General features: G+C 63.8%; 21 protein-coding genes. 11 read left to right on the top strand and 10 right to left on the bottom strand.

Annotated features, from left to right (window positions below; translation table 11 throughout):
* Positions 1-327: 327 nt before the first annotated feature.
* From rplL to C7G42_RS31620, 10 genes are all read right to left on the bottom strand, one after another.
* Positions 328-705, bottom strand: coding sequence for a 50S ribosomal protein L7/L12 (gene rplL, locus C7G42_RS31665; protein ID WP_094895389.1), 378 nt, complete (start codon positions 703-705; stop codon positions 328-330).
* 54 nt (positions 706-759) lie between these two features.
* Positions 760-1,278 (bottom strand): 50S ribosomal protein L10, encoded by a 519-nt coding sequence (rplJ, locus tag C7G42_RS31660; RefSeq protein WP_106952851.1) that lies wholly within the window; start codon positions 1,276-1,278, stop codon positions 760-762.
* Positions 1,279-1,858: 580 nt separating this feature from the next.
* The gene (locus C7G42_RS31655; RefSeq protein WP_106952794.1) at positions 1,859-2,812 is read right to left on the bottom strand and encodes a 2-hydroxyacid dehydrogenase; all 954 of its coding nucleotides are present in this window, start codon (positions 2,810-2,812) and stop codon (positions 1,859-1,861) included.
* A gap of 107 nt (positions 2,813-2,919) precedes the next feature.
* Positions 2,920-3,612, bottom strand: a complete 693-nt coding sequence (gene rplA / locus C7G42_RS31650; protein WP_094972005.1) for a 50S ribosomal protein L1 — start codon at positions 3,610-3,612, stop codon at positions 2,920-2,922.
* Between the two features lie 6 nt (positions 3,613-3,618).
* Positions 3,619-4,047: a 50S ribosomal protein L11 gene (rplK, locus tag C7G42_RS31645; RefSeq protein WP_007602986.1), complete on the bottom strand. Its 429-nt coding sequence runs from the start codon at positions 4,045-4,047 to the stop codon at positions 3,619-3,621.
* A 133-nt stretch (positions 4,048-4,180) separates the two neighbouring features.
* Complete coding sequence (nusG, locus tag C7G42_RS31640; RefSeq protein ID WP_094895392.1) at positions 4,181-4,735, bottom strand: transcription termination/antitermination protein NusG; 555 nt, start codon at positions 4,733-4,735, stop codon at positions 4,181-4,183.
* Complete coding sequence (secE, locus tag C7G42_RS31635) at positions 4,735-4,926, bottom strand: preprotein translocase subunit SecE (RefSeq protein ID WP_007602984.1); 192 nt, start codon at positions 4,924-4,926, stop codon at positions 4,735-4,737. Before secE ends, nusG begins: the two co-directional genes overlap by 1 nt.
* Before the next feature lie 355 nt (positions 4,927-5,281).
* Positions 5,282-6,550 carry a class I SAM-dependent methyltransferase gene (locus C7G42_RS31630; RefSeq protein WP_106952793.1) on the bottom strand — a complete coding sequence of 423 codons (1,269 nt, stop codon included), beginning with the start codon at positions 6,548-6,550 and terminating at the stop codon, positions 5,282-5,284.
* Between the two features lie 85 nt (positions 6,551-6,635).
* Positions 6,636-7,655: a lysylphosphatidylglycerol synthase transmembrane domain-containing protein gene (locus C7G42_RS31625; RefSeq protein WP_106952792.1), complete on the bottom strand. Its 1,020-nt coding sequence runs from the start codon at positions 7,653-7,655 to the stop codon at positions 6,636-6,638.
* 12 nt (positions 7,656-7,667) lie between these two features.
* On the bottom strand, positions 7,668-8,255 hold the full coding sequence (locus C7G42_RS31620; protein WP_245428090.1) for an SIS domain-containing protein: 588 nt from the start codon (positions 8,253-8,255) through the stop codon (positions 7,668-7,670).
* A 165-nt stretch (positions 8,256-8,420) separates the two neighbouring features.
* Here C7G42_RS31620 and C7G42_RS31615 point away from each other — a divergent pair, with 165 nt between their 5' ends.
* The 11 genes from C7G42_RS31615 (at position 8,421) to C7G42_RS31565 (ending at position 18,966) form a co-directional block, all read left to right on the top strand.
* Positions 8,421-9,434: an SDR family oxidoreductase gene (locus tag C7G42_RS31615; protein ID WP_106952850.1), complete on the top strand. Its 1,014-nt coding sequence runs from the start codon at positions 8,421-8,423 to the stop codon at positions 9,432-9,434.
* 82 nt (positions 9,435-9,516) lie between these two features.
* Positions 9,517-11,082: a PfkB family carbohydrate kinase gene (locus C7G42_RS31610; RefSeq protein ID WP_106952790.1), complete on the top strand. Its 1,566-nt coding sequence runs from the start codon at positions 9,517-9,519 to the stop codon at positions 11,080-11,082.
* A gap of 27 nt (positions 11,083-11,109) precedes the next feature.
* Positions 11,110-12,111 carry an NAD-dependent epimerase/dehydratase family protein gene (locus tag C7G42_RS31605; protein ID WP_094972010.1) on the top strand — a complete coding sequence of 334 codons (1,002 nt, stop codon included), beginning with the start codon at positions 11,110-11,112 and terminating at the stop codon, positions 12,109-12,111.
* A gap of 5 nt (positions 12,112-12,116) precedes the next feature.
* A complete protein-coding gene (locus C7G42_RS31600; RefSeq protein ID WP_245428088.1) occupies positions 12,117-12,728 on the top strand; it encodes an HAD family hydrolase in 612 nt (203 codons plus the stop codon).
* Positions 12,725-13,762 carry a phosphotransferase gene (locus C7G42_RS31595; RefSeq protein ID WP_245428086.1) on the top strand — a complete coding sequence of 346 codons (1,038 nt, stop codon included), beginning with the start codon at positions 12,725-12,727 and terminating at the stop codon, positions 13,760-13,762. The genes C7G42_RS31600 and C7G42_RS31595 overlap by 4 nt, the downstream gene beginning before the upstream one ends.
* Entirely contained in the window at positions 13,737-14,585 is an 849-nt protein-coding gene (locus C7G42_RS31590) for a transketolase (protein WP_106952787.1), read from the top strand. Before C7G42_RS31595 ends, C7G42_RS31590 begins: the two co-directional genes overlap by 26 nt.
* 10 nt (positions 14,586-14,595) lie before the next feature.
* Positions 14,596-15,555: a transketolase family protein gene (locus C7G42_RS31585; RefSeq protein WP_106952786.1), complete on the top strand. Its 960-nt coding sequence runs from the start codon at positions 14,596-14,598 to the stop codon at positions 15,553-15,555.
* Between the two features lie 8 nt (positions 15,556-15,563).
* Positions 15,564-16,670 (top strand): DegT/DnrJ/EryC1/StrS family aminotransferase, encoded by a 1,107-nt coding sequence (locus C7G42_RS31580; RefSeq protein WP_106952785.1) that lies wholly within the window; start codon positions 15,564-15,566, stop codon positions 16,668-16,670.
* On the top strand, positions 16,660-17,778 hold the full coding sequence (locus C7G42_RS31575) for a DegT/DnrJ/EryC1/StrS family aminotransferase (protein ID WP_106952784.1): 1,119 nt from the start codon (positions 16,660-16,662) through the stop codon (positions 17,776-17,778). Before C7G42_RS31580 ends, C7G42_RS31575 begins: the two co-directional genes overlap by 11 nt.
* Positions 17,775-18,581 (top strand): sporadic carbohydrate cluster 2OG-Fe(II) oxygenase, encoded by an 807-nt coding sequence (locus tag C7G42_RS31570; RefSeq protein ID WP_106952783.1) that lies wholly within the window; start codon positions 17,775-17,777, stop codon positions 18,579-18,581. Before C7G42_RS31575 ends, C7G42_RS31570 begins: the two co-directional genes overlap by 4 nt.
* Positions 18,574-18,966 (top strand): LIC12192 family sporadic carbohydrate cluster protein, encoded by a 393-nt coding sequence (locus C7G42_RS31565; protein ID WP_106952782.1) that lies wholly within the window; start codon positions 18,574-18,576, stop codon positions 18,964-18,966. Before C7G42_RS31570 ends, C7G42_RS31565 begins: the two co-directional genes overlap by 8 nt.
* Positions 18,967-18,972 lie beyond the last annotated feature (6 nt).

The following is an 18,972-nucleotide window of genomic DNA, read 5'->3' as shown; positions in this document are numbered from 1 at the left end:
AAAACGACGCGCGGGGCGCTGGTGCGCGCCCGCCCGTCACAACGACCGCCTTCACGGACTGAAAAAGCCCGAAATAGCTTGCTCTCCCAACGGCTTACAGGGGTCCGGTATCCCTGCCCACCGCGCTTTCGTGCTGCCGAACCGATATGGGGCGACAATAGTGGAGATTCGAGGGGTGAACCCGCAAATCCCCACACTTTTTCGTGTTTGGCCTGCGTCGGGACGTCCCGTCGCACGCCTTTTGCATCTGGCTGACCCCGTGTTGAGGGGAAAGCTGAGATCTCGGGCCCGCTGACGCTCGCCCGAGACCTCGCCAGTAAGCGGTGCTTACTTGAGCTCGACCTTCGCGCCAGCCTTCTCGAGCTGGACCTTGAGCTTCTCGGCCTCGTCCTTGTTCACGCCTTCCTTGACAGGCTTCGGCGCGCCCTCGACGAGATCCTTTGCTTCCTTCAGGCCCAGGCCGGTGATGGCGCGGACTTCCTTGATGACCTCGATCTTCTTGTCGCCGGCGGCGGCCAGGACGACCGTGAACTCGGTCTTCTCTTCGGCCGGAGCGGCGGCAGCGCCACCACCAGCCGGGCCGGCCACGGCGACAGCCGCGGCAGCCGAAACGCCCCACTTTTCTTCGAGGAGCTTCGCCAGTTCGGCAGCTTCGAGCACGGTGAGGCTCGAGAGGTCGTCAACGATCTTCTGCAAGTCAGCCATTGTTCAGTTTCCTTAGATGTAAGTCTGGTTCGGGTTTGAGTTTTGCGAAGGGCGTCAGGCCGCTTCGCCCTTTGAGGCATGAGCCTGGATGACGCGCGCGAGCTTGGCCGCGGGCGCGTTGGCGAGCTGAGCGATCTTGGTCGCCGGAGCCACAAGAAGGCCGACGATCTTGGCGCGCAGTTCATCAAGCGACGGCAGCGAGGCAAGAGCCTTCACGCCGTCGACATTCAGGACGGTCGTTCCCATCGAGCCACCAATGATGACGAACTTTTCGTTCGCCTTGGCGAATTCGACGGCGACCTTCGGCGCCGCTACCGGATCGTTCGAAGTGGCGATCACGGTCGGTCCCTTCAGCATGGGACCGATGGCAACGACGTCAGTGCCTTCAAGAGCAATTTTGGCGAGACGGTTCTTCGAGACCTTCACCGAGGCGCCAGCCTGCTTCATCTGCGTCCGCAGCTTCTGCATCTGGGCAACGGTCAGGCCGGAATATTGAGCAACGATCGCGACGCTCGTGGTCTTGAAGACCCCATTGAGCTGTTCGACCGCGTCTTTTTTTGCCGCTCGTTCCACAGCAAGCTCTTTCCGGTTGGCGGCCATCGCGAGAAGCGGGACCGCCGGGTTGCACCCATCGTCCCACCCAAAACTGAACCTCCGGGTCAAAACCCATCGGACACGCGCCGGGCGAGACGACAATTTAAAGCCTGCCCTCCGGGAGCTCGTGAGAGCCCACGGCGTGTCGAGGTCCGAACCAAACCCATTCCGCAACCGCCTTAAGGCGGAACGCGAAGTGAAATCCGGTCTTCACCCGTCTATGCAGGCCATGCGATTAAGCCGTTGAGAAATCGAAATCTCTCGCAGGCGCCTGCAGTCTTGGACAGGACAAGGTCAGCCGGCGAACCGCCCGACCCCTGCCCGCACTCCACCAACCGACGGGTTTTCCTTCCTCTTCGGGCAAATCCTCACGGACGTCCTGAAAAGGAATGATCTCCTGTCTTGTCGGGTTTTCGGAATGCGTGCACGAACGCGCCAGCCGAGGCCGGTACGTCCGGAAGCGGTTCTTTAACCGCTCGCAGCCTGCTTGCCAAGAGCAAAATTCACACCAGTTCCAATCCGTTGCCCTGGGTGATTGATCCAGGCCGATTGGACCGATTCAGGCCGATTTGACCTCATAGGGCAGCGGCTTGCCCTCGAAAAACGCGGTCAAATTCGCCAGCACGCAGTTCTGCATGGCGACGTGCGATTCGAGGGTATGGCCGCCGATATGGGGGGCGAACACGACATTGGGGAGCGCCGTCAGGGTGTCGGGGGCGTGCGGTTCCTTCTCGAAGACGTCGAGGCCGGCCCCCGCAACGGTCTTGTCAGTCAGGGCCGCCACCAGCGCCTTCTCGTCGATGACAGAGCCCCGGGAGATATTGACGACATAGCCGTCCGCGCCCAGGCGCTTCAGGATGTCCGCATTGACGACATGCTGGGTGTCGGCCCCTGCCCGGACCGCGATCATCAGCACGCTGCACCAATCGGCCAGCGCCTCCAGCGTCGGGAAATACTGATAGGGCAGATCGTATTTTGTCCGGCTGAAATAGCCGATTTCGCTCTCGAAGGCGGCGCAGCGGGCCGCGATCTTGCGGCCGATCTCACCCATGCCATAGATGCCGATGCGGCGGCCGGGCATGCCCGCCTGCGGGCGCATCATCGGCGATTGCTTCGAACCCGCCCAGTCGCCGCTGCGGACGTATTGGTCGGCGACCAGGATCCGCCGCGTCGTTGCCAGCATCAGGGTCATCGCGATGTCGGCGACCGAGGCGGCATTGGCGCCCGGGCTGTGGCCGACAGCGATGTTGCGGGCGGCTGCGACCGTCAGGTCCACCCCGTCATAACCGGTGCCGTAGCAGACGATGGCGCCGAGTCTTGGAAACAGGTCCATCGCCTCCGCGCCGAGCGGCGAGCCGCCTGCGGTGAGCATCGCGCGGATGCCACTGAGCTCCTCCGCCGAAAACACTTCGCCTGCGGGCTTGCCGCCCGTGTCGAGCAATTCGAACCGTTCGGCGAAACGCGCCATCATCGTCTTGGGAAAGCGCGAATAGATCAGGACCTTGTCAGCCATTGTTCTTGTTTCCGGTGAGCCCTGCCACAAACGACGAGGGGCGGAATCGGTTGCCCAATTCCGCCCCTCGCCTCATGCAATTTCCGAACCTCTAGCCGAGGCAGACCTTAGCCGAGAATCGTATTCGGCTCGACCTTCACGCCCGGGCCCATGGTCGAAGACACCGCAACGCGCTGAATGTAGGTGCCCTTGGAACCGGCCGGCTTCGCCTTCGAGACAGCATCGGCGAGAGCCTTGATGTTCTCGACCAGCTTCTCCTCGGAGAACGAGGCCTTGCCGACGCCGGCCTGCAGAATGCCGGCCTTCTCGACGCGGAACTCGACCGAGCCGCCCTTGGCACCCTTCACCGCACCGGTGACGTCCATGGTCACGGTGCCGATCTTCGGGTTCGGCATCAGGCCGCGCGGGCCGAGCACCTTACCCAACCGGCCGACCAGCGGCATCATGTCGGGGGTGGCGATGCAGCGGTCGAAATCGATCGAGCCGTTCTGCACCTTCTCGACCAGGTCTTCGGCGCCGACGACGTCGGCACCCGCAGCCTTGGCTTCGTCAGCCTTGGCGCCACGGGCGAACACGCCGACGCGGAGCGTACGGCCGGTGCCGTTCGGCAGGGTCACGACGCCACGGACCATCTGGTCGGCGTGACGCGGATCGACGCCGAGATTGATCGCGACCTCGATGGTCTCGTCGAACTTCGCTTTCGCGCGTTCCTTGACCATCTTGATGGCGTCCGCGAGCGGGTAAAGCTTTTCGCGATCAACACCTTCGCGGGCTTTGTTCAAACGTTTTCCGATTGCCATAGCCGCTTACCCCGCCACTTCCAGACCCATCGAACGGGCAGAGCCCTCGACCATCTTCATGGCCGACTCGATCGAGTCGCAATTCAGGTCCTTCATCTTCTTCTCGGCGATCTCGCGCACCTGCGCTTTGGTCACCGCGCCGGCCTTGTCGCGGCCCGGCGCCTTCGAGCCGGACTGGATCTTGGCGGCCTGCTTGAGGAAGAACGACATCGGGGGCGTCTTCATCTCGAAAGTGAACGAACGATCGGCGTAGATCGTGATCACGACGGGAATCGGGGTGTTCTTCTCTTCCTTCTGGGTCTGCGCGTTGAACGCCTTGCAGAACTCCATGATGTTGAGACCGCGCTGACCGAGCGCGGGACCGATCGGGGGCGAAGGATTCGCCGCACCGGCCGGGACCTGAAGCTTCAGGTATCCGGTCACTTTCTTTGCCATGTACAACTCCTGTTGTGCCGGCCATCGCCGGCGGTTTCAGGTTCGTGGTCTGGGTCGGATGCGGCTGGCAACCGCCCTCTCCCTCCCACGGCCTCTCTTTGCGCGAAGCTTTTCGGCTTCACGCGCTACCCGGTCAGACCTTCTCGACCTGCCCGAATTCCAGCTCGACCGGCGTGGCGCGGCCGAAGATCGACACCGCGACCTTCACGCGCGAGCGCGCCTCGTCGATTTCCTCGACCACCCCCGAGAACGAGGCAAACGGGCCATCGGCCACGCGCACGTTCTCGCCGATCTCGAACGACACCGACGCCTTCGGCCGTTCCACACCCTCCTGCACCTGGTGCAGGATGCGCATCGCTTCCGATTCAGAAATCGGCATCGGCTTGTTTTCGGCGCCGAGGAAGCCCGTAACCTTCGGCGTGTTCTTGATCAGGTGAAACGCTTCGTCGGTCAGCTTCATCTTCACCAGCACGTAGCCCGGGAAGAACTTGCGCTCGGCGTCGATCTTGCGGCCGCGGCGCACTTCCGTGACCTTCTCGGTCGGGACCAGTATCTGCTCGAAAAGATCCTCAAGCCCACGCTGCTTGGCCTGTTCGCGGATCGATTCCTGAACCTTCTTCTCGAAGTTCGAATAGGCGTGGACGATGTACCAGCGCTTGTCGGACAGTTGAGCGGTTGCTGTAGCCATCAGTGAATGCCCAAAAGAAAGGTGATGAGGACGCGAATGATCTGGTCGGCGGCGAAGAAGAAGATCGAGGCCACCGCGACCATGACGAACACCATGATGGTGGTGATCGTGGTCTCACGACGGGTCGGCCAGGTGACCTTGGCGGTCTCCGAGCGCACTTCCTGCAAGAACTTGAACGGGCTGACTGCCATCGTTTGATGTCCAACGTCCGTCGACAGACGCGAATGAATTTCAGGGATCCGAACAGCCGCCGTTGGCCCAGCCCTCTGTCTTGAAGGATGAGCCGGAAACCGGGCTCGATTGTTCGGGGATTTCAAAGCCGCGCCGGATATCCGCATCTCAGCGGGCCGGCAGCGAGTGCGGGGTATCTACTGCGGATGAGGCCAAACGTCAAGGTCACGCCGCGCCCGCCGAGACACCCCTCAGCCCCGGAGGCCCCCAACAGAGCCGATCCGAATCAACGGGTTACCGGGCCATCCCGCGCGCCCCTCTGACGTTCGGGCCGTCCCAACCGCCCTCCTCGCTGGCGGCGGCCCGGAACAACCATCAGTCGGCCCGGTCGACCATGGAAATGCCCGGCAGCGGCACCACGAACTTCCCGCCTTCGGCGAAATAGCGGGCGTGCTTGGCCCGGATCGGATCGACATAGCGCCAGGCGAACACGACGACGAACGCCGGCTTGCGCTCGTAAAGGGCGGCAGGCGGCAGGATCGGGATGTCGTAACCCGGGCCGGCCATGACGTTGCCCTTCTTGGGGTCGTCGTCCACCAGGAAGTCGATCTTGTTCTCCAGGCCGAACTGCGGCAGCAGCGTCGTGGTGCCGACCGAGACGCCGTAGCCGGCAACGAGCTGCCCGCGTGCATGGGCGGCATCGGCCATCGCGACCAGCTCGTCGCGGATCGCAGCAATCCGCTTCACATAGGGCCCATAATAGGCCGGCTGATCGACGCCGAGCCGCTCTTCCTCGGCGACGAACCGCGCGACCTCAGCCGACGGTTTCTTGGCGCCACCGGCGCGCTGCACGGTGACGCGGATCGAGCCACCCTTGGTCCAGATGTGCTGGACGTCGATCAGCTCCATGCCCAGCCGGGCAAAGAACCGGATCAGCGGCTTGATGTTAAAATACGACAGATGCTCGTGATAGACGGTGTCGAGCAGGTTCTTCTCGGTGACGTCGACGCCGTATTGCGTTTCGAAGACGAACAACCCGTCCGGCGCAAGCACGTCCCGAACCCCGATCACCAGCGGATCGAGATTGTCGACATTGGCGATCATGTTGTTGGCAATCACGACGCTCGCCGCACCGTGGCTCTGCAGGATACGGTGACCAATGGCATCGGTGAAGAAATCACCGATGGTCTCGATCCCAGCCTCGGTCGCGCGCTTGGCGATATCGACGGCGGGATCGACACCCAGCACCCGCATGCCGCGCTCTTTGAAGTAGCCGAGCAGCGATCCGTCGTTGCTGCCGAGCTCGACGACCAGCGAGCCCGGCGTGATGCCGAAGCGGCTGACGACGTCGTTGGCATAGCCGGCGAAGTGCTCGCGCAACCCGAGCGAGAGCGAGGTTGTGTAGACGTAGTTGCGGTACTGGATCTCGGGATTACCGACATGGAGAATTTGCAGATGGCCGCAATCCCTGCACAGATGCAGCGCCATCGGAACCGCGGCCCGGAACACCGGATCGTCGACGCTGGCGTCGGGGACCTGGAAGTTCGGCGTGCCGATCGGCATGCCTGCCATCGGGACGACCAGCTCCTGCTTGTCCGAATGACAGAGGCGGCAGGTGTGGCGGACGTAGAACAGATTTTTCATCGTGGAACCGAAAAATGAGATACGCGATCGGGTGAGGCAACCCCACCCCGTGAAGACCAGACCGCCGTCAACGCGCTCAAGCGAGTCATGGGTGGCTCGAGACTTCCTTGACCAGCCCGTCATAGCTGGGAGCTTCCTCCGCCGCCTTGGCGGCCTTGTCCGCTGAATACGATCCGCGCTCCGGACTTGCCAGCCAGATCGCGCCGCCGACGAGTCCGATAATCACGCTGATGGCGCCCAGCAGCAGCGAAACCGACAGCGCTTCCTCGGAGGGGACACCCGCCAGACCGAGGCAGGCGACCATCGCTCCCTCGCGAACACCCCAGCCGCTGATCGAGATCGGGACCGCCGTCAACAGCACCACAGGCGGAATCAGGATGCCGGCGTCCACCACCGAGAGCTGTGCTCCGACACCGCGCGCCAGGGCGAAGCAGGCCGCGGCGGTCACGATATGAATGAGCAGCGCCGACCCGAACAGCAAGGCGCGGCGCTCGGACTGCAGGAGAAGAAACCTGACCAACGCGCCGAACCGGACGAAGCTTGCGATCGCCGGATGGGCGATCAAGCGCTTGGGCAGACGGTCGAGCGTCAACAGAACCACGGTGCCGGCGACGCCGGCCAGCGTCAGCCCGCCGATGGCCAGAATCGCAGCAGAATCGGACACGCGAGACAACAGAAACGGCAACCCGGCCACCATCAGCGCGATCAGGCCGATCAATGCCGTGAAACGGTCGGCCGCAACGCCCTTGACCGCCTCCGGCCACTGCACGCCGCGCTGGCGCAGCAGCCACATCCGCACCGCATCACCGCCGACCGAGGACGGCAACACCTGATTGAACCAGAGGCTGATCATCAGGATCCGCCAGCCAGCGAGCCAGTCCAGCGACACGCCGAGCGCGCGCATGATCAGCTCCCACCGGCCGTTGAGCACGAATGTCTGGAAGAAAATCAACGACAGCGCCAGGACGAACAGCAAAGGATCGACCGAGACGAGATGGCTGCGCAACCGCTGCAGATCGAGGCCGCGCGCAATGTAGACCAGCACCGCGATCGACAGCAGCAGCTTTATCGAAAACAGGGCCGCCTGTTTGAACCGCGACTGCATCGGATGCCCGCCTCAGGATGCCGGATATTCCGCGCGACCGATCACGAGGTCGATCGCGGCCATCATCCAGAACTGGTGAGTGGTCTCGACAATGTTGTAGCTGCGGCTGTCGACGAAGAAGTTGACGTCGCCGAGATTGCGCAGCGGATTGTCCGCGTTCATGCCCGACAGCGTGATCACGTCGAGCTTCATCGTCCGCGCCTGCGCAACCGCGTTGAGGATGTTCTTCGAGCGCCCCGACGAGCTGATCGCGACGAGGCAGTCGCCGGCACGGGCACTCAGCCGCACCGCGTGCGCGATCCAGTCCTCGAACCCGTAGTCGTTGGCGAGGCAAGACATCATGCTCGCGTCGCTGAAGCAGAGCGCAGGCACCGACGCGTTCTTCGCCAGATCGATCGCCAGATGCGAGGCGATGCCGGCCGAGCCGCCGTTACCGATGAAGATGACGCGACCGCCCTGCTCGCGCGCGCGCAACCAGATGGTGCGGGTGGCGGAGATCGCGGCGAAAACGCCGTCGTCGACCGCCGTCGCGCGATGAAGGCGTCCGACGTAATCGTCGAGGAAAGCCTTGTGATCGGGATCGACGGACACGGCGGGCATTGGCTGGCGGCTCGATTGCAACATGTCCGGGTGATACCGGCTATTACCAAGGATTGCAAAGGTATAATACTTGCAAAGTCAGCGAGCGGCTGGTAGTCGGCTTTCGGGTTTCACTCACCATTGGCGGGCCTGTTTCGCTGGGCATTCGCGTCACGGATGTTCCTCATGAAATGCATCGTTACTGGCGGCGCCGGATTCATTGGAAGTCACCTCGTCGATCGTCTCCTCGACGACGGCCACGAGGTCATCGCGCTCGATAATTTCGTCATCGGGCGTCCCGAAAATCTCGCCGCGCGCGCCGGTTCGAGCCAGTTGAAGGTCGTGCGGGCTGACGTCACCGATCTCGAGCAGATCAAGCCGTATTTTCACGGTATCGACTGGGTCTTCCATCTTGCGGCGCTGGCCGACATCGTCCCCTCGATCGAGTCCCCGATTCCCTATCATCGCGCCAATGTCGACGGCACGGTCAACGTTCTCGAAGCGGCGCGGCACGCCGGCGCCAAGCGCTTTGTCTACGCCGCATCGTCGTCCTGCTACGGTATTCCCGAGGTCTATCCGACGCCCGAGAGCGCCGAGATCCGGCCAATGTATCCTTACGCGCTCACCAAGAATCTCGGTGAGCAGTGCGTCATGCACTGGTGCCAGGTTTACAAGATTCCCGCGGTGGCGCTGCGCCTGTTCAACGTGTACGGGCCGCGGCATCGCACCACGGGCACCTACGGCGCCGTGTTCGGCGTCTTCATGGCGCAGAAGCTCGCCGGCAAGCCCTTCACGGTGGTCGGCGACGGCGAGCAGACGCGCGATTTTACCTTCGTCAGCGACGTCGCGGACGCCTTCGTCACCGCCGCGCGCTCCGATATCTCGCACCAGATATTCAACGTCGGCTCGGACAACACTTACAGCGTCAACCGGCTGGTCGAGCTTCTCGGCGGCGACAAGGTCCATATTCCCAAGCGTCCGGGCGAGCCCGACTGCACCTACGCCGACATCACCGAGATCAAGCGGGTCCTGAACTGGACGCCGAAGGTGAAATTCGAGGACGGCGTCGCGACGATGCTGAAATCGATGGATCAGTACAAGGATGCGCCCTTGTGGACGGTCGACAAGATCGCCGACGCCACCAAGGACTGGTTCAAATATCTCGGTGACGACGGCTCGCCGCAGAAGGCAAGCTCTTGAACAGGCTCGCCGGATATCGTTGCTGCGAGTCGATCATTTCGGACCGGCCGTCTGAGAGCTGCCGGGGCTTTAGGTAATTCACATGGGCAATGCTGCGACAGACAAGCCGACCGGCCATCCGGCACCGCACGACAAGATCAAGACGATCGAGGAGCTGGGCGAGATTGCGCGCGCCGCACAGGCCAAGGGCCTGACCGTCGCGCTCTGCCACGGCGTGTTCGATCTCGTGCATCTCGGCCACGTCCGGCACATCCTGGCGGCGCGCAACGAGGCCGACGTGGTCATCGTGACGATCACCGCCGACCGTTTCGTCAACAAGGGGCCGGGCCGGCCGATCTTTCCGGAGAACATGCGCGCCGAGATGCTGGCCGCGCTCGGCACGGTCGACTGGGTCGGCATCAACCGGACCTCCAGCGCCGAGCCGGTCCTCGACACCGTGCGCCCCGACACCTACGTGAAGGGCTCGGACTACGAGAATCCCGAAGACGACGTCACCGGCAAGATCGCCACCGAGCGCGAGGTGGTCGAACGTCATGGCGGGCGAATCGTATTCACGCGCGACGTCACCTTCAGCTCGTCGTCGCTGCTGAACCGCTATTTCGACATCTACGATCCCCCGCTGCGCGACTACCTCCAGAAGGTGCGCGAGGGCGGCGGCGCGGAACGCCTCCTGAAGCTGATCGACAAGATCCAGGACATGCACGTCGTGCTGGTCGGCGATACCATCATCGACGAATATCAGTACGTCACGGCGCTCGGGAAGGCTTCGAAGGAGAACATCGTCGCCACCCTGCTCAAGAATGGCGAGCAATTTGCCGGCGGTGTCATTGCCGCGGCCAATCACGTCGCGAGCTTCTGCAAGTCGGTGGAGATCGTCACGACGCTGGGTGGCAACGACTACCCCGAGGAGTTCATTCGCGCGCATGTCCGCCCGAATGTCACGCTGACGCCGATCCGCATTCAGGGCCGTCCGACGACCCGCAAATTGCGCTACGTCGAGATGGGCTATCTGCACAAGCTCTTCGAAGTCTACACCATGGACGACACGCCGCTCGACGCGGCCGAGCGCGAGGAGATCGACCGGATCACCGCCGAGCGCGTTCGTGGCGGGGACGTGGTGATCGTCACCGATTTCGGTCACGGCATGATCGCGCCCAGCACCATCGACACGCTGATCGCGAACTCCAAGTTCCTGGCGGTCAACGCCCAGAGCAACAGCGGCAACCACGGCTACAATCTGATCACGAAATATCCGAAGGCCGACTACGTCTGCATCGACGCGCCGGAAGCGCGGCTGGCCGCCACCGACAAGTTCAACGACATCGCGTCGGTGATCGAGGACGGCCTGCACCGCAAGATCGACTGCGACAACATGATCATCACGCACGGCTCTTTCGGCTGCTACCCCTTCTCGTCGAAGACCGGCGTCGCGCGCGTGCCCGCTTTCACCAAGACCGTCGTCGACACGGTCGGCGCCGGCGATGCCTTCCTGACTATCACCGCGCCGCTGGTGGCGGCCGGCGGCAATATCGAGGACGTTGCCTTCATCGGCAACGCGGCCGGCGCGATCAAGGTCGGGATCGTCGGTCACCGCAACTCGGTCGAAAAGGCGCCGCTGGTCAAATTCGTCACCGCGTTGTTGAAGTGACGCGAACCGGAAATCTGGAGAACGACAGTGATTGATCAGAAATGGAACGTGATGGTCACCGGTGGCGCCGGCTATGTGGGCAGCGTGCTGGTTCCCCAGTTGCTGGCAGCGGGCCACAAGGTCACGGTGCTCGACCTGTTCATGTATGGCGAATCCGTTTTCGACGCGGTTCGCAACAATCCAAACCTTCGCCTGATCAAGGGCGACATTCGCGATGAGGCCGCAATCAACGAGGCCCTGCGCGGCAACAACGCGGTGATCCACCTCGCCTGCATCTCCAACGACCCCTCGTTCGAGCTGGATCCCGGGCTTGGCAAGTCCATCAACTACGACTGCTTCCGCCCCATGGTGCGCGCCGCCAAGAAGGCCGGCATCAAGCGCTTCATCTACGCCTCCTCCTCGAGCGTCTACGGCATCAAGGACGAGGCCGAGGTGACCGAGGAACTGTCCTGCGAGCCGCTCACCGACTACTCCAAGTTCAAGGCGATGTGCGAGACCGACCTCGCCGAAGAGGCCGCTTCCGGCTTCGTCGCCTGCACGGTTCGTCCTGCCACCGTCTGCGGCTACGCACCGCGGCAGCGGCTCGACGTCGTCGTCAACATCCTGACCAACCTCGCGGTCAACACCGGCCGCATCCGGGTGTTCGGCGGAACGCAGAAGCGGCCCAATTTGCACATCCAGGACATGTCTGCGGCCTATCTGTTCCTGCTGCAGCAGGATGACGCGAAGATCGACGGCAAGACCTACAACATCGGCTACGAGAACCACTCGCTGATGAAGATCGCCGACATCGTCAAATCGGTGGTCGGAAACAACGTCGAAGTGGCCGTCGAGCCGACCGACGATCTGCGCTCCTATCACGTCTCCTCGGAGAAGATCCGCCGGGAGCTCGGATTTGCACCGACGCACACGATCGAGCAGGCCGTGTCCGGCCTCGTGGACGCCTTCAGGTCCGGCCGCCTGCCGAACTCGCTCAACGATCCCCGGTATTTCAACATCAAGATGATGCAGAACATCAGCCTGAAGTGAGCGGCGTGCGGATCGGCATCGATTTCGACAACACGATCATCTGCTACGACAAGGTCTTTGCCGCCGCGGCGCGTCAGCGCGACCTGGTGCCGGAGGGCTGGGACGGGCCGAAGAACGATGTGCGGGATCTCTTGCGATCCCGCAACGGTGGCGAACTCGCCTGGCAAGGACTGCAAGGCTTCGTCTATGGCAAGGGCATCGGCGGCGCCGAGATCTTTCCGGGCGTTCGCGAATTCCTCGCGGCGTGCAGACAGACCGGCGCCAAGGTGTACATCGTCAGCCACAAGACCCGATTCGGTCATCAGGACCCCGACCATACCGACCTGCGCGAGGCCGCACGCGGCTGGCTGCGTGGCGCCGGCCTGATCGACGCTGCGGACGCGGCGGTGGCCAGCGGCGATATCTATTTCGAGGACACGATGGCCGCCAAGGTCGACAGGCTCGCGAGCCTGGAGCTGGACATCTTCATCGACGATCTCGTCGAGGTGTTCGAGCAGCCGCATTTCCCGAAGGGCACGCGATCGATCCTGTTCACGCGTTCGCAGTCCCCGCACCCCGGACATTGCAAGCCGATCGCGACATGGGCCGGCATCCGCGACGAGGTGTTTGCGGCATGAGCGAGCCCGACATCGGCGCAGCGGATGCAGTGGAGATCGGCAGCCGTCTGGCGCGGGCCCGGGTCGCGGCCGCGCAGCCGGCGAGATCCGGCGGCAACAACAGGGTGTTTCGGCTGGAGATGGCGGAGGGACCGCCCCTCGCCCTCAAGCATTATCCGTCCGACGGGCGCGACCGCCTGGGACAGGAATATGACGCACTGACGTTCCTGTCGCGCCACGGCATCGCTTCAACACCACGGCCGGTCGCAAAGGACGCCGATGCGTTCTGCGCGCTGTATCAGTGGTTCGACGGCGACACTGCGGTGCTGCGTCCTCAGGACGACGATGCCGACCAGCTGGCCGATTTCCTGATCGAATTGCAGACGCTGCGCGATGCCGAAGGTGCGCGCACCTTGCGGAACGCGTCAGCCAGCATCTTTTCACCCGAGGACGCCATCACCCAGTACGAGCAGCGCCTGGAAGGACTGAGGCGGGCCTCCGACGATCATCCGGACTTGCGCGCCTTCGTCGACGGCAGCCTGGTTCCCAGCACTGCCGCCGCCGTTCAGCGGCTCCGCCGGCGCTATGCGGAACTGGGGCGTGATCCTGCAGCGGACCTTTTGCCCGCGCATCGCGCATTGAGCCCGTCGGATTTCGGATTGCACAATGCGCTGCGCGGTCAAGACGGCAGGCTGCGCTTCATCGACTTCGAATATTTCGGCTGGGACGATCCGGTCAAACTCGTGTCCGACACCGCGATTCACCCCGGCAGCGATCTGCCCGAGGCTAGCGCGAATCGCTTGATCGAACGGCTCTCGCGCGCCTTCGAGGCCGGGGATGACGCGTTTGCGATCCGCCGTGACGTACTGTATCCTGTGTTCGGGGCGATTTGGTGCCTGATTGTCCTGAATGCTTATTTGCCCGAAAGCCGCTCCCGGCGCGCCTTGGTTGCGCAAGGTGGCGATCTGACGGTCCGCCTTGCCGGTCAGCTCGACAAAGCCCGCCGGCTTCATCAAACGATTTGCCAACGTGATCCAGATCTCACCCCACGCTGAAGCCGCCCTCACCTGCACGCTGGACGAGCGCAGTCTCTATTTGCGCCGCCTGGTCCTTGGCTCTGTCCGCTCCGCGGGACGCGGCCATGTCGGTCCAGCCCTGTCGCTGATCGAGATGGTCCGCGTGCTCTACGACGACGTGCTGCGGATCGACCCGCAGAACCCGCGCGATCCCGAACGCGACCGCGCCATCCTCAGCAAGGGACACGGTTGCCTGGCGCTCTACGCGCTATTGGCCGATCGCGGCTTCTTCCCGCTGTCGGAGCTCGATGGCTTCTGCGGTTCCGACAGCATCTTGGGCGGACATCCCGAATACGGCATGGTGCCCGGGGTCGAGGCCTCGACCGGCGCGCTCGGACACGGCCTGTCGATCGGCGTCGGCCTCGCGCTCGCCGCCCGCATGCGCGAGCGCAGCTACCGGACCTTCGTGCTGCTCGGCGACGGCGAGATCAACGAGGGATCGGTGTGGGAGGCCGCCATGGGCGCGGCCAAGCACGGGCTCGACAACCTCGTCGCGATGATCGACTACAACAAGCTTCAGAGCTACGGGCCCACCGACTACGTCCTGCCGCTGGAGCCACTCGCGGACAAATGGCGCAGCTTCGGATTTGCCGTGCAGGAGATCAACGGCCACGACGTCGGCGCCCTGCGCACCGTGCTGAAGCAGGTCCCGGCCGTTCCGGGCAAGCCCACTGCGGTGATCTGCCATACCGTCAAAGGCAAGGGTCTGCCGCCCGCGGAATCCAACGCCGACTGGCATCACAAGAACAAGCTGTCCGACAGCGAGCTCGACGCCATCCGCGTCGCCGTCGGCGATTTTTGATCGGCTCCCCATGCGCAACACCGCGATGAACATGGTCCACAAGCTCGCCGCGCGCGACGAGCGTGTGCTCTACATTGGCTCCGATCCCGGCGCCGGCACCTTGCGCGCGATGAGCAAGGAGTTTCCGAAGCGCCATCTGATCGAGGGCATTTCGGAAGCGCACATCATCGGCATGTCGGCCGGTCTCGCGATGGAAGGCTTCGTGCCTTACGTCAATACCATCGCGACCTTCCTCACGCGCCGCTGCTACGAGCAAGTCGCCGTCGATCTCTGTCTGCACAATCTGCCGGTGCGCTTGATCGCCAATGGCGGCGGGCTGGTCTACGCGCCGCTCGGCCCCACCCACCAGGCGATCGAAGACATCGCCATCATGCGGGCGCTGCCGAACATGACGGTGATCTGCCCGTGCGATGCCGACGAGGCCGCGCGCATGATGGACAAGACGCTCGACTGGACCGGACCGATCTACATCCGGCTAGGCAAGGGCGGCGACGCGATCGTCTCCAAGGCCGAGCACGGCTTCGAGATCGGCAAGGCCATCCTGATGCGGCCGCCCGGCGACGTCCTCATGGTGACCACCGGCATCATGCTTCAGCGCGCCATCGCCGCAGCTGACCTGCTTGCCGCGCAAGGCGTCCGCGCCGGCATCCTGCACATGCATACGGTGAAGCCGCTCGACACCGAAGCGCTGCTTCAGGCGATCCGCGGCATCAAGCTTCTGGCAACGCTGGAGGAGCACGTGCCCTCGGGCGGCCTCGGCAGCGCAGTCGCGGAGACGCTGATCGACAAGCTCGGCTCCGGCCTGCCCGCAATGCTGCGGCTGTCGCTGCCGGACCGCTTCATGCACAATTACGGCTCGCAGGACTCGCTGCTGAAGAAGCACGGCCTCGCGCCCAATGCCATCGCGACTTCGATCGAGCACGCGCTCGCGGCGTCGCGCACATCCTCCCCTCAACTCCATTCCACCTGACGGGTCACATGTACGACGTTCGATATTCCTATCTGCTCGAGCAATTCTCAGACCCCGCCCCCATTCTGGCCGAGATCGGCCGGCTGGTTGCGACCGGTGACTTCACCCTTGGCAAGCCCGTCGCCGAATTCGAGAAGCGCTTCGCCGAACTGATCGGCGTGCGTCACGCCATCGGCGTCGGATCCGGCACCGACGCGCTCAAGCTGCCGCTCAAGGCGCTCGGTGTCGGCCACGGCGACGAGGTCATCACCGCCGCCAACACCTTCATCGCCACCGTCGGCGCGATCGCGGAAACCGGCGCAACGCCGGTGCTGGTCGACTGCGACGATTCCTTCTGTATGAACGTCGACCAGGTCGAAGCCGCCATCACCAAAAAGACCAAGGCGATCATGCCGGTTCAGCTGACCGGCGAGGTCACCGACATGGGCAAGCTGATGCCGATCGCCCAGCGCCACAACCTCCCCGTGGTCGAGGACGCCTGCCAGGGCATCCTGTCGGAGTTTGCGGGAAAGCGCTCCGGCACCCACGGCATCGCCGCCGGCTTCTCGCTGCATCCGCTCAAGAACCTCAACGTCTGGGGCGATGCCGGCGTCGTCGTCACCAACGACGACGGCATGAACGAGAAGCTCCGCCTGATCCGCAACCACGGCATGAAGAACCGCGACGAGATCTCGATCCTCGGCTGCAATTCGCGGCTCGATTCCTTGCAGGCCGTCGTCGGCAACTGGCTGATCGGCCAGACCGGCGAGATCACCCGCCGCCGGATCGAGAATGCGGCCTATTACGACGCGGGCCTTGCCGGCCTGCCCGGCCTGCGCGTTCCGCAGCGCCGGCCCAACGTGAAGCACGTCTACCATCTGTACATGGTGTTCGCCGAGCGCCGCGACGAACTCTACCAATACTGCCTCGACAACGGCATCGAGGCCAAGATCCACTATCCGATCCCGCTGTATCAGCAGGAAGGCCTCAGGCATCTCGGCTACGCGCCCGGCACCTTCCCGGTCACCGATCGCCACGCCAAGGAGGTCATCAGCTTCCCCGTCGACCAGCATCTGACGCGCGCCCAGCAGGACCGTGTCATCGAGACCGTCAGGAAGTTCTGCCATGGACGCTGACACCGGCCGCCGGCGCATCGGTTACGTCAATCTTCCCGCCCAGTTCGAGGAGGAGCGCACCGAGATCATGCAGGCGGTGGAAGGCGTATTCCAGCGCGGCGACTTCATCGGCGGCGCGGCGGTCGGAAAGCTCGAGGAGGAATTGTCCGCCTATCTCGGCTCGCCCCATGTGGTGACACTGAACTCCGGCACCGACGCGCTGATCCTCGCCTTGCGGGCGCTCGACATCGGTCCCGGCGACGAGGTGATCACCCCGCCGAATTCGTTCGTGGCATCGACCGCCGCGATCGTTGCGGTCGGCGCCACGCCCGTGTTTGCGGACGTGTTGCCGGACCAGAACATCGATCCCGCCGCGGTCGAAGCCGCCGTCACGCCCCGCACCAAGGCGATCATGCCGGTGCACCTGACCGGCCGCATGGCCGACATGGGCCCGCTGATGGCGATCGCGGACAAGCACGCGCTCGCCGTGATCGAGGACAGCGCGCAAGCCGTCGGCTCGACCTATGACGGCCGCATGAGCGGCACCATCGGCACGTTCGGCTGCTTCTCCGCCCATCCGCTGAAGAATCTCAACGCCGCCGGCGATGCCGGCTTCCTCGTCACGGCCGACGCCGAGATGGCCGCACGCATCCGCCGTCTTCGCAATCACGGCCTGATCAACCGCAGCGACGTCCAGGAATGGGGCATCGTCTCACGGCTCGACACGCTCCAGGCCGAGGTGCTGCGCATTCGCCTGGGTCGTTTGCCCTCGGTGATCGAACGCCGGCGCCGCAACGCCGCGCAATACCGCGCCGAGCTCGCAGGGCTCCCCCTGTTCATTCCGCCCTGTCGCAACATCGAGTTCAACACCTTCCATACCTTCGTGGTGCAGACCGACCGCCGCAACGACTTCCAGAAATATCTGGCCGACAAGGGCATCGAGACCGCGATCCACTATCCGGTCCCGATCCACTTGCAGCCGGCGGCGGCGCATCTCGGGCAAGGCCGCGGCGCGTTCCCGGTGACGGAACGGCAGGCGGATCAGATCCTCACGCTTCCCATCAACCAGTTCCTGTCGGCCGCCGATATCAGCTATATCTGTGCGACCGCCCGGGAGTATTTTGCATGACGGATACCGACTTCCTTCAGGCTGACGAGCAGGCGTTGGCGCAGCGCTTCATCGACAACGGCTTCGTCACCACCCCGGCCGACGATCGCGCAGGCCTCGACCGCATCCAGCGGCGCGCCGCCGAGCTTGCTGCGGACTATCTCAAGCTGCCGCACAGCAACGACCCCTACGCGATGCTCGACAGCATCCACACCCGGGTGAGTGTGGACGATCTCAACGGCCTGCGGCTGCACGTTTTCAACGGCCTCAACGCCGAACCGTGGTTCCGGCCGACCTATTTCCGCCTCGCGCGCTCGACCATCGAGACCATCGTCGGCAACGAGCTCTGCATGCAGCGCCGCGTCAATCTCAGCATCCAGATGCCCGGCGACAGCTCGTCGCTGCTTGCCACCCATTCCGACGTCTGGTCGGGCGATTCGCCGTTCGAGGTCGTGGTGTGGGTGCCGCTGGTCGACGTCCACCACACCAAGGCGATGTATCTGCTGCCGCCGTCCCTGAACGGCGACATGCAGGACCGGATGGCCGACCTGCGCAGCGCCGAAGAACTCTACAAGACGATCAAGCCGCACGCGACCTTCATCGAGATTCCCTACGGTCACGTAATGCTGTTCAACCAGACCCTGATGCACGGCAATCGCGTCAACGAGGAGCCCGGCACGCGCTGGAGCATGAATTGCCGGTTCAAGAGCATCATGTCGCCCTATGCGGACAAGCGCTTCGGCGAGTTCTTCGAGCCGATCCTGCTGCGCCCGGCGACGCGGGTCGGCATGCAATACAAGCTGCCGGGAGGCTTCCATGGCTGAGCGAGCCGGCCATCGCGGCTATATCGGTGCCCGGCCCCTGAACGGCAGCCGCACCCCGCAGCACGTCCAGAACATCGTGATCCGCGACTACGCGCGGCGCAAGAACCTGCAATTTCTGCTGAGCGCCGTCGAGCACATCATGCCCGGCAGCTACATGGTGCTCGAGGACATCATGGACGAGCTGCCCCGCCTGAACGGCCTGATCCTCTACAGCATCTTCATGCTGCCACCCGACGAGACACGGCGACGTGAGATCTACGACCGCGTGCTGCGCGAAGGCTGCGACCTGCACGCCGCCGTCGAGGAAATCACGCTGTCGTCGCAGAAGGACATCCAGGCCGTCGAGGACATCCTGCTGGTCAATAAATACGCCACCATCCTGTGACGATGT

The organism is Bradyrhizobium sp. MOS003 (assembly GCF_003020125.1).
GTDB lineage: Bacteria > Pseudomonadota > Alphaproteobacteria > Rhizobiales > Xanthobacteraceae > Bradyrhizobium.
Note: the sequence above shows the minus strand (reverse complement) of the source record. Positions and strands in the feature narration are given on the sequence as shown.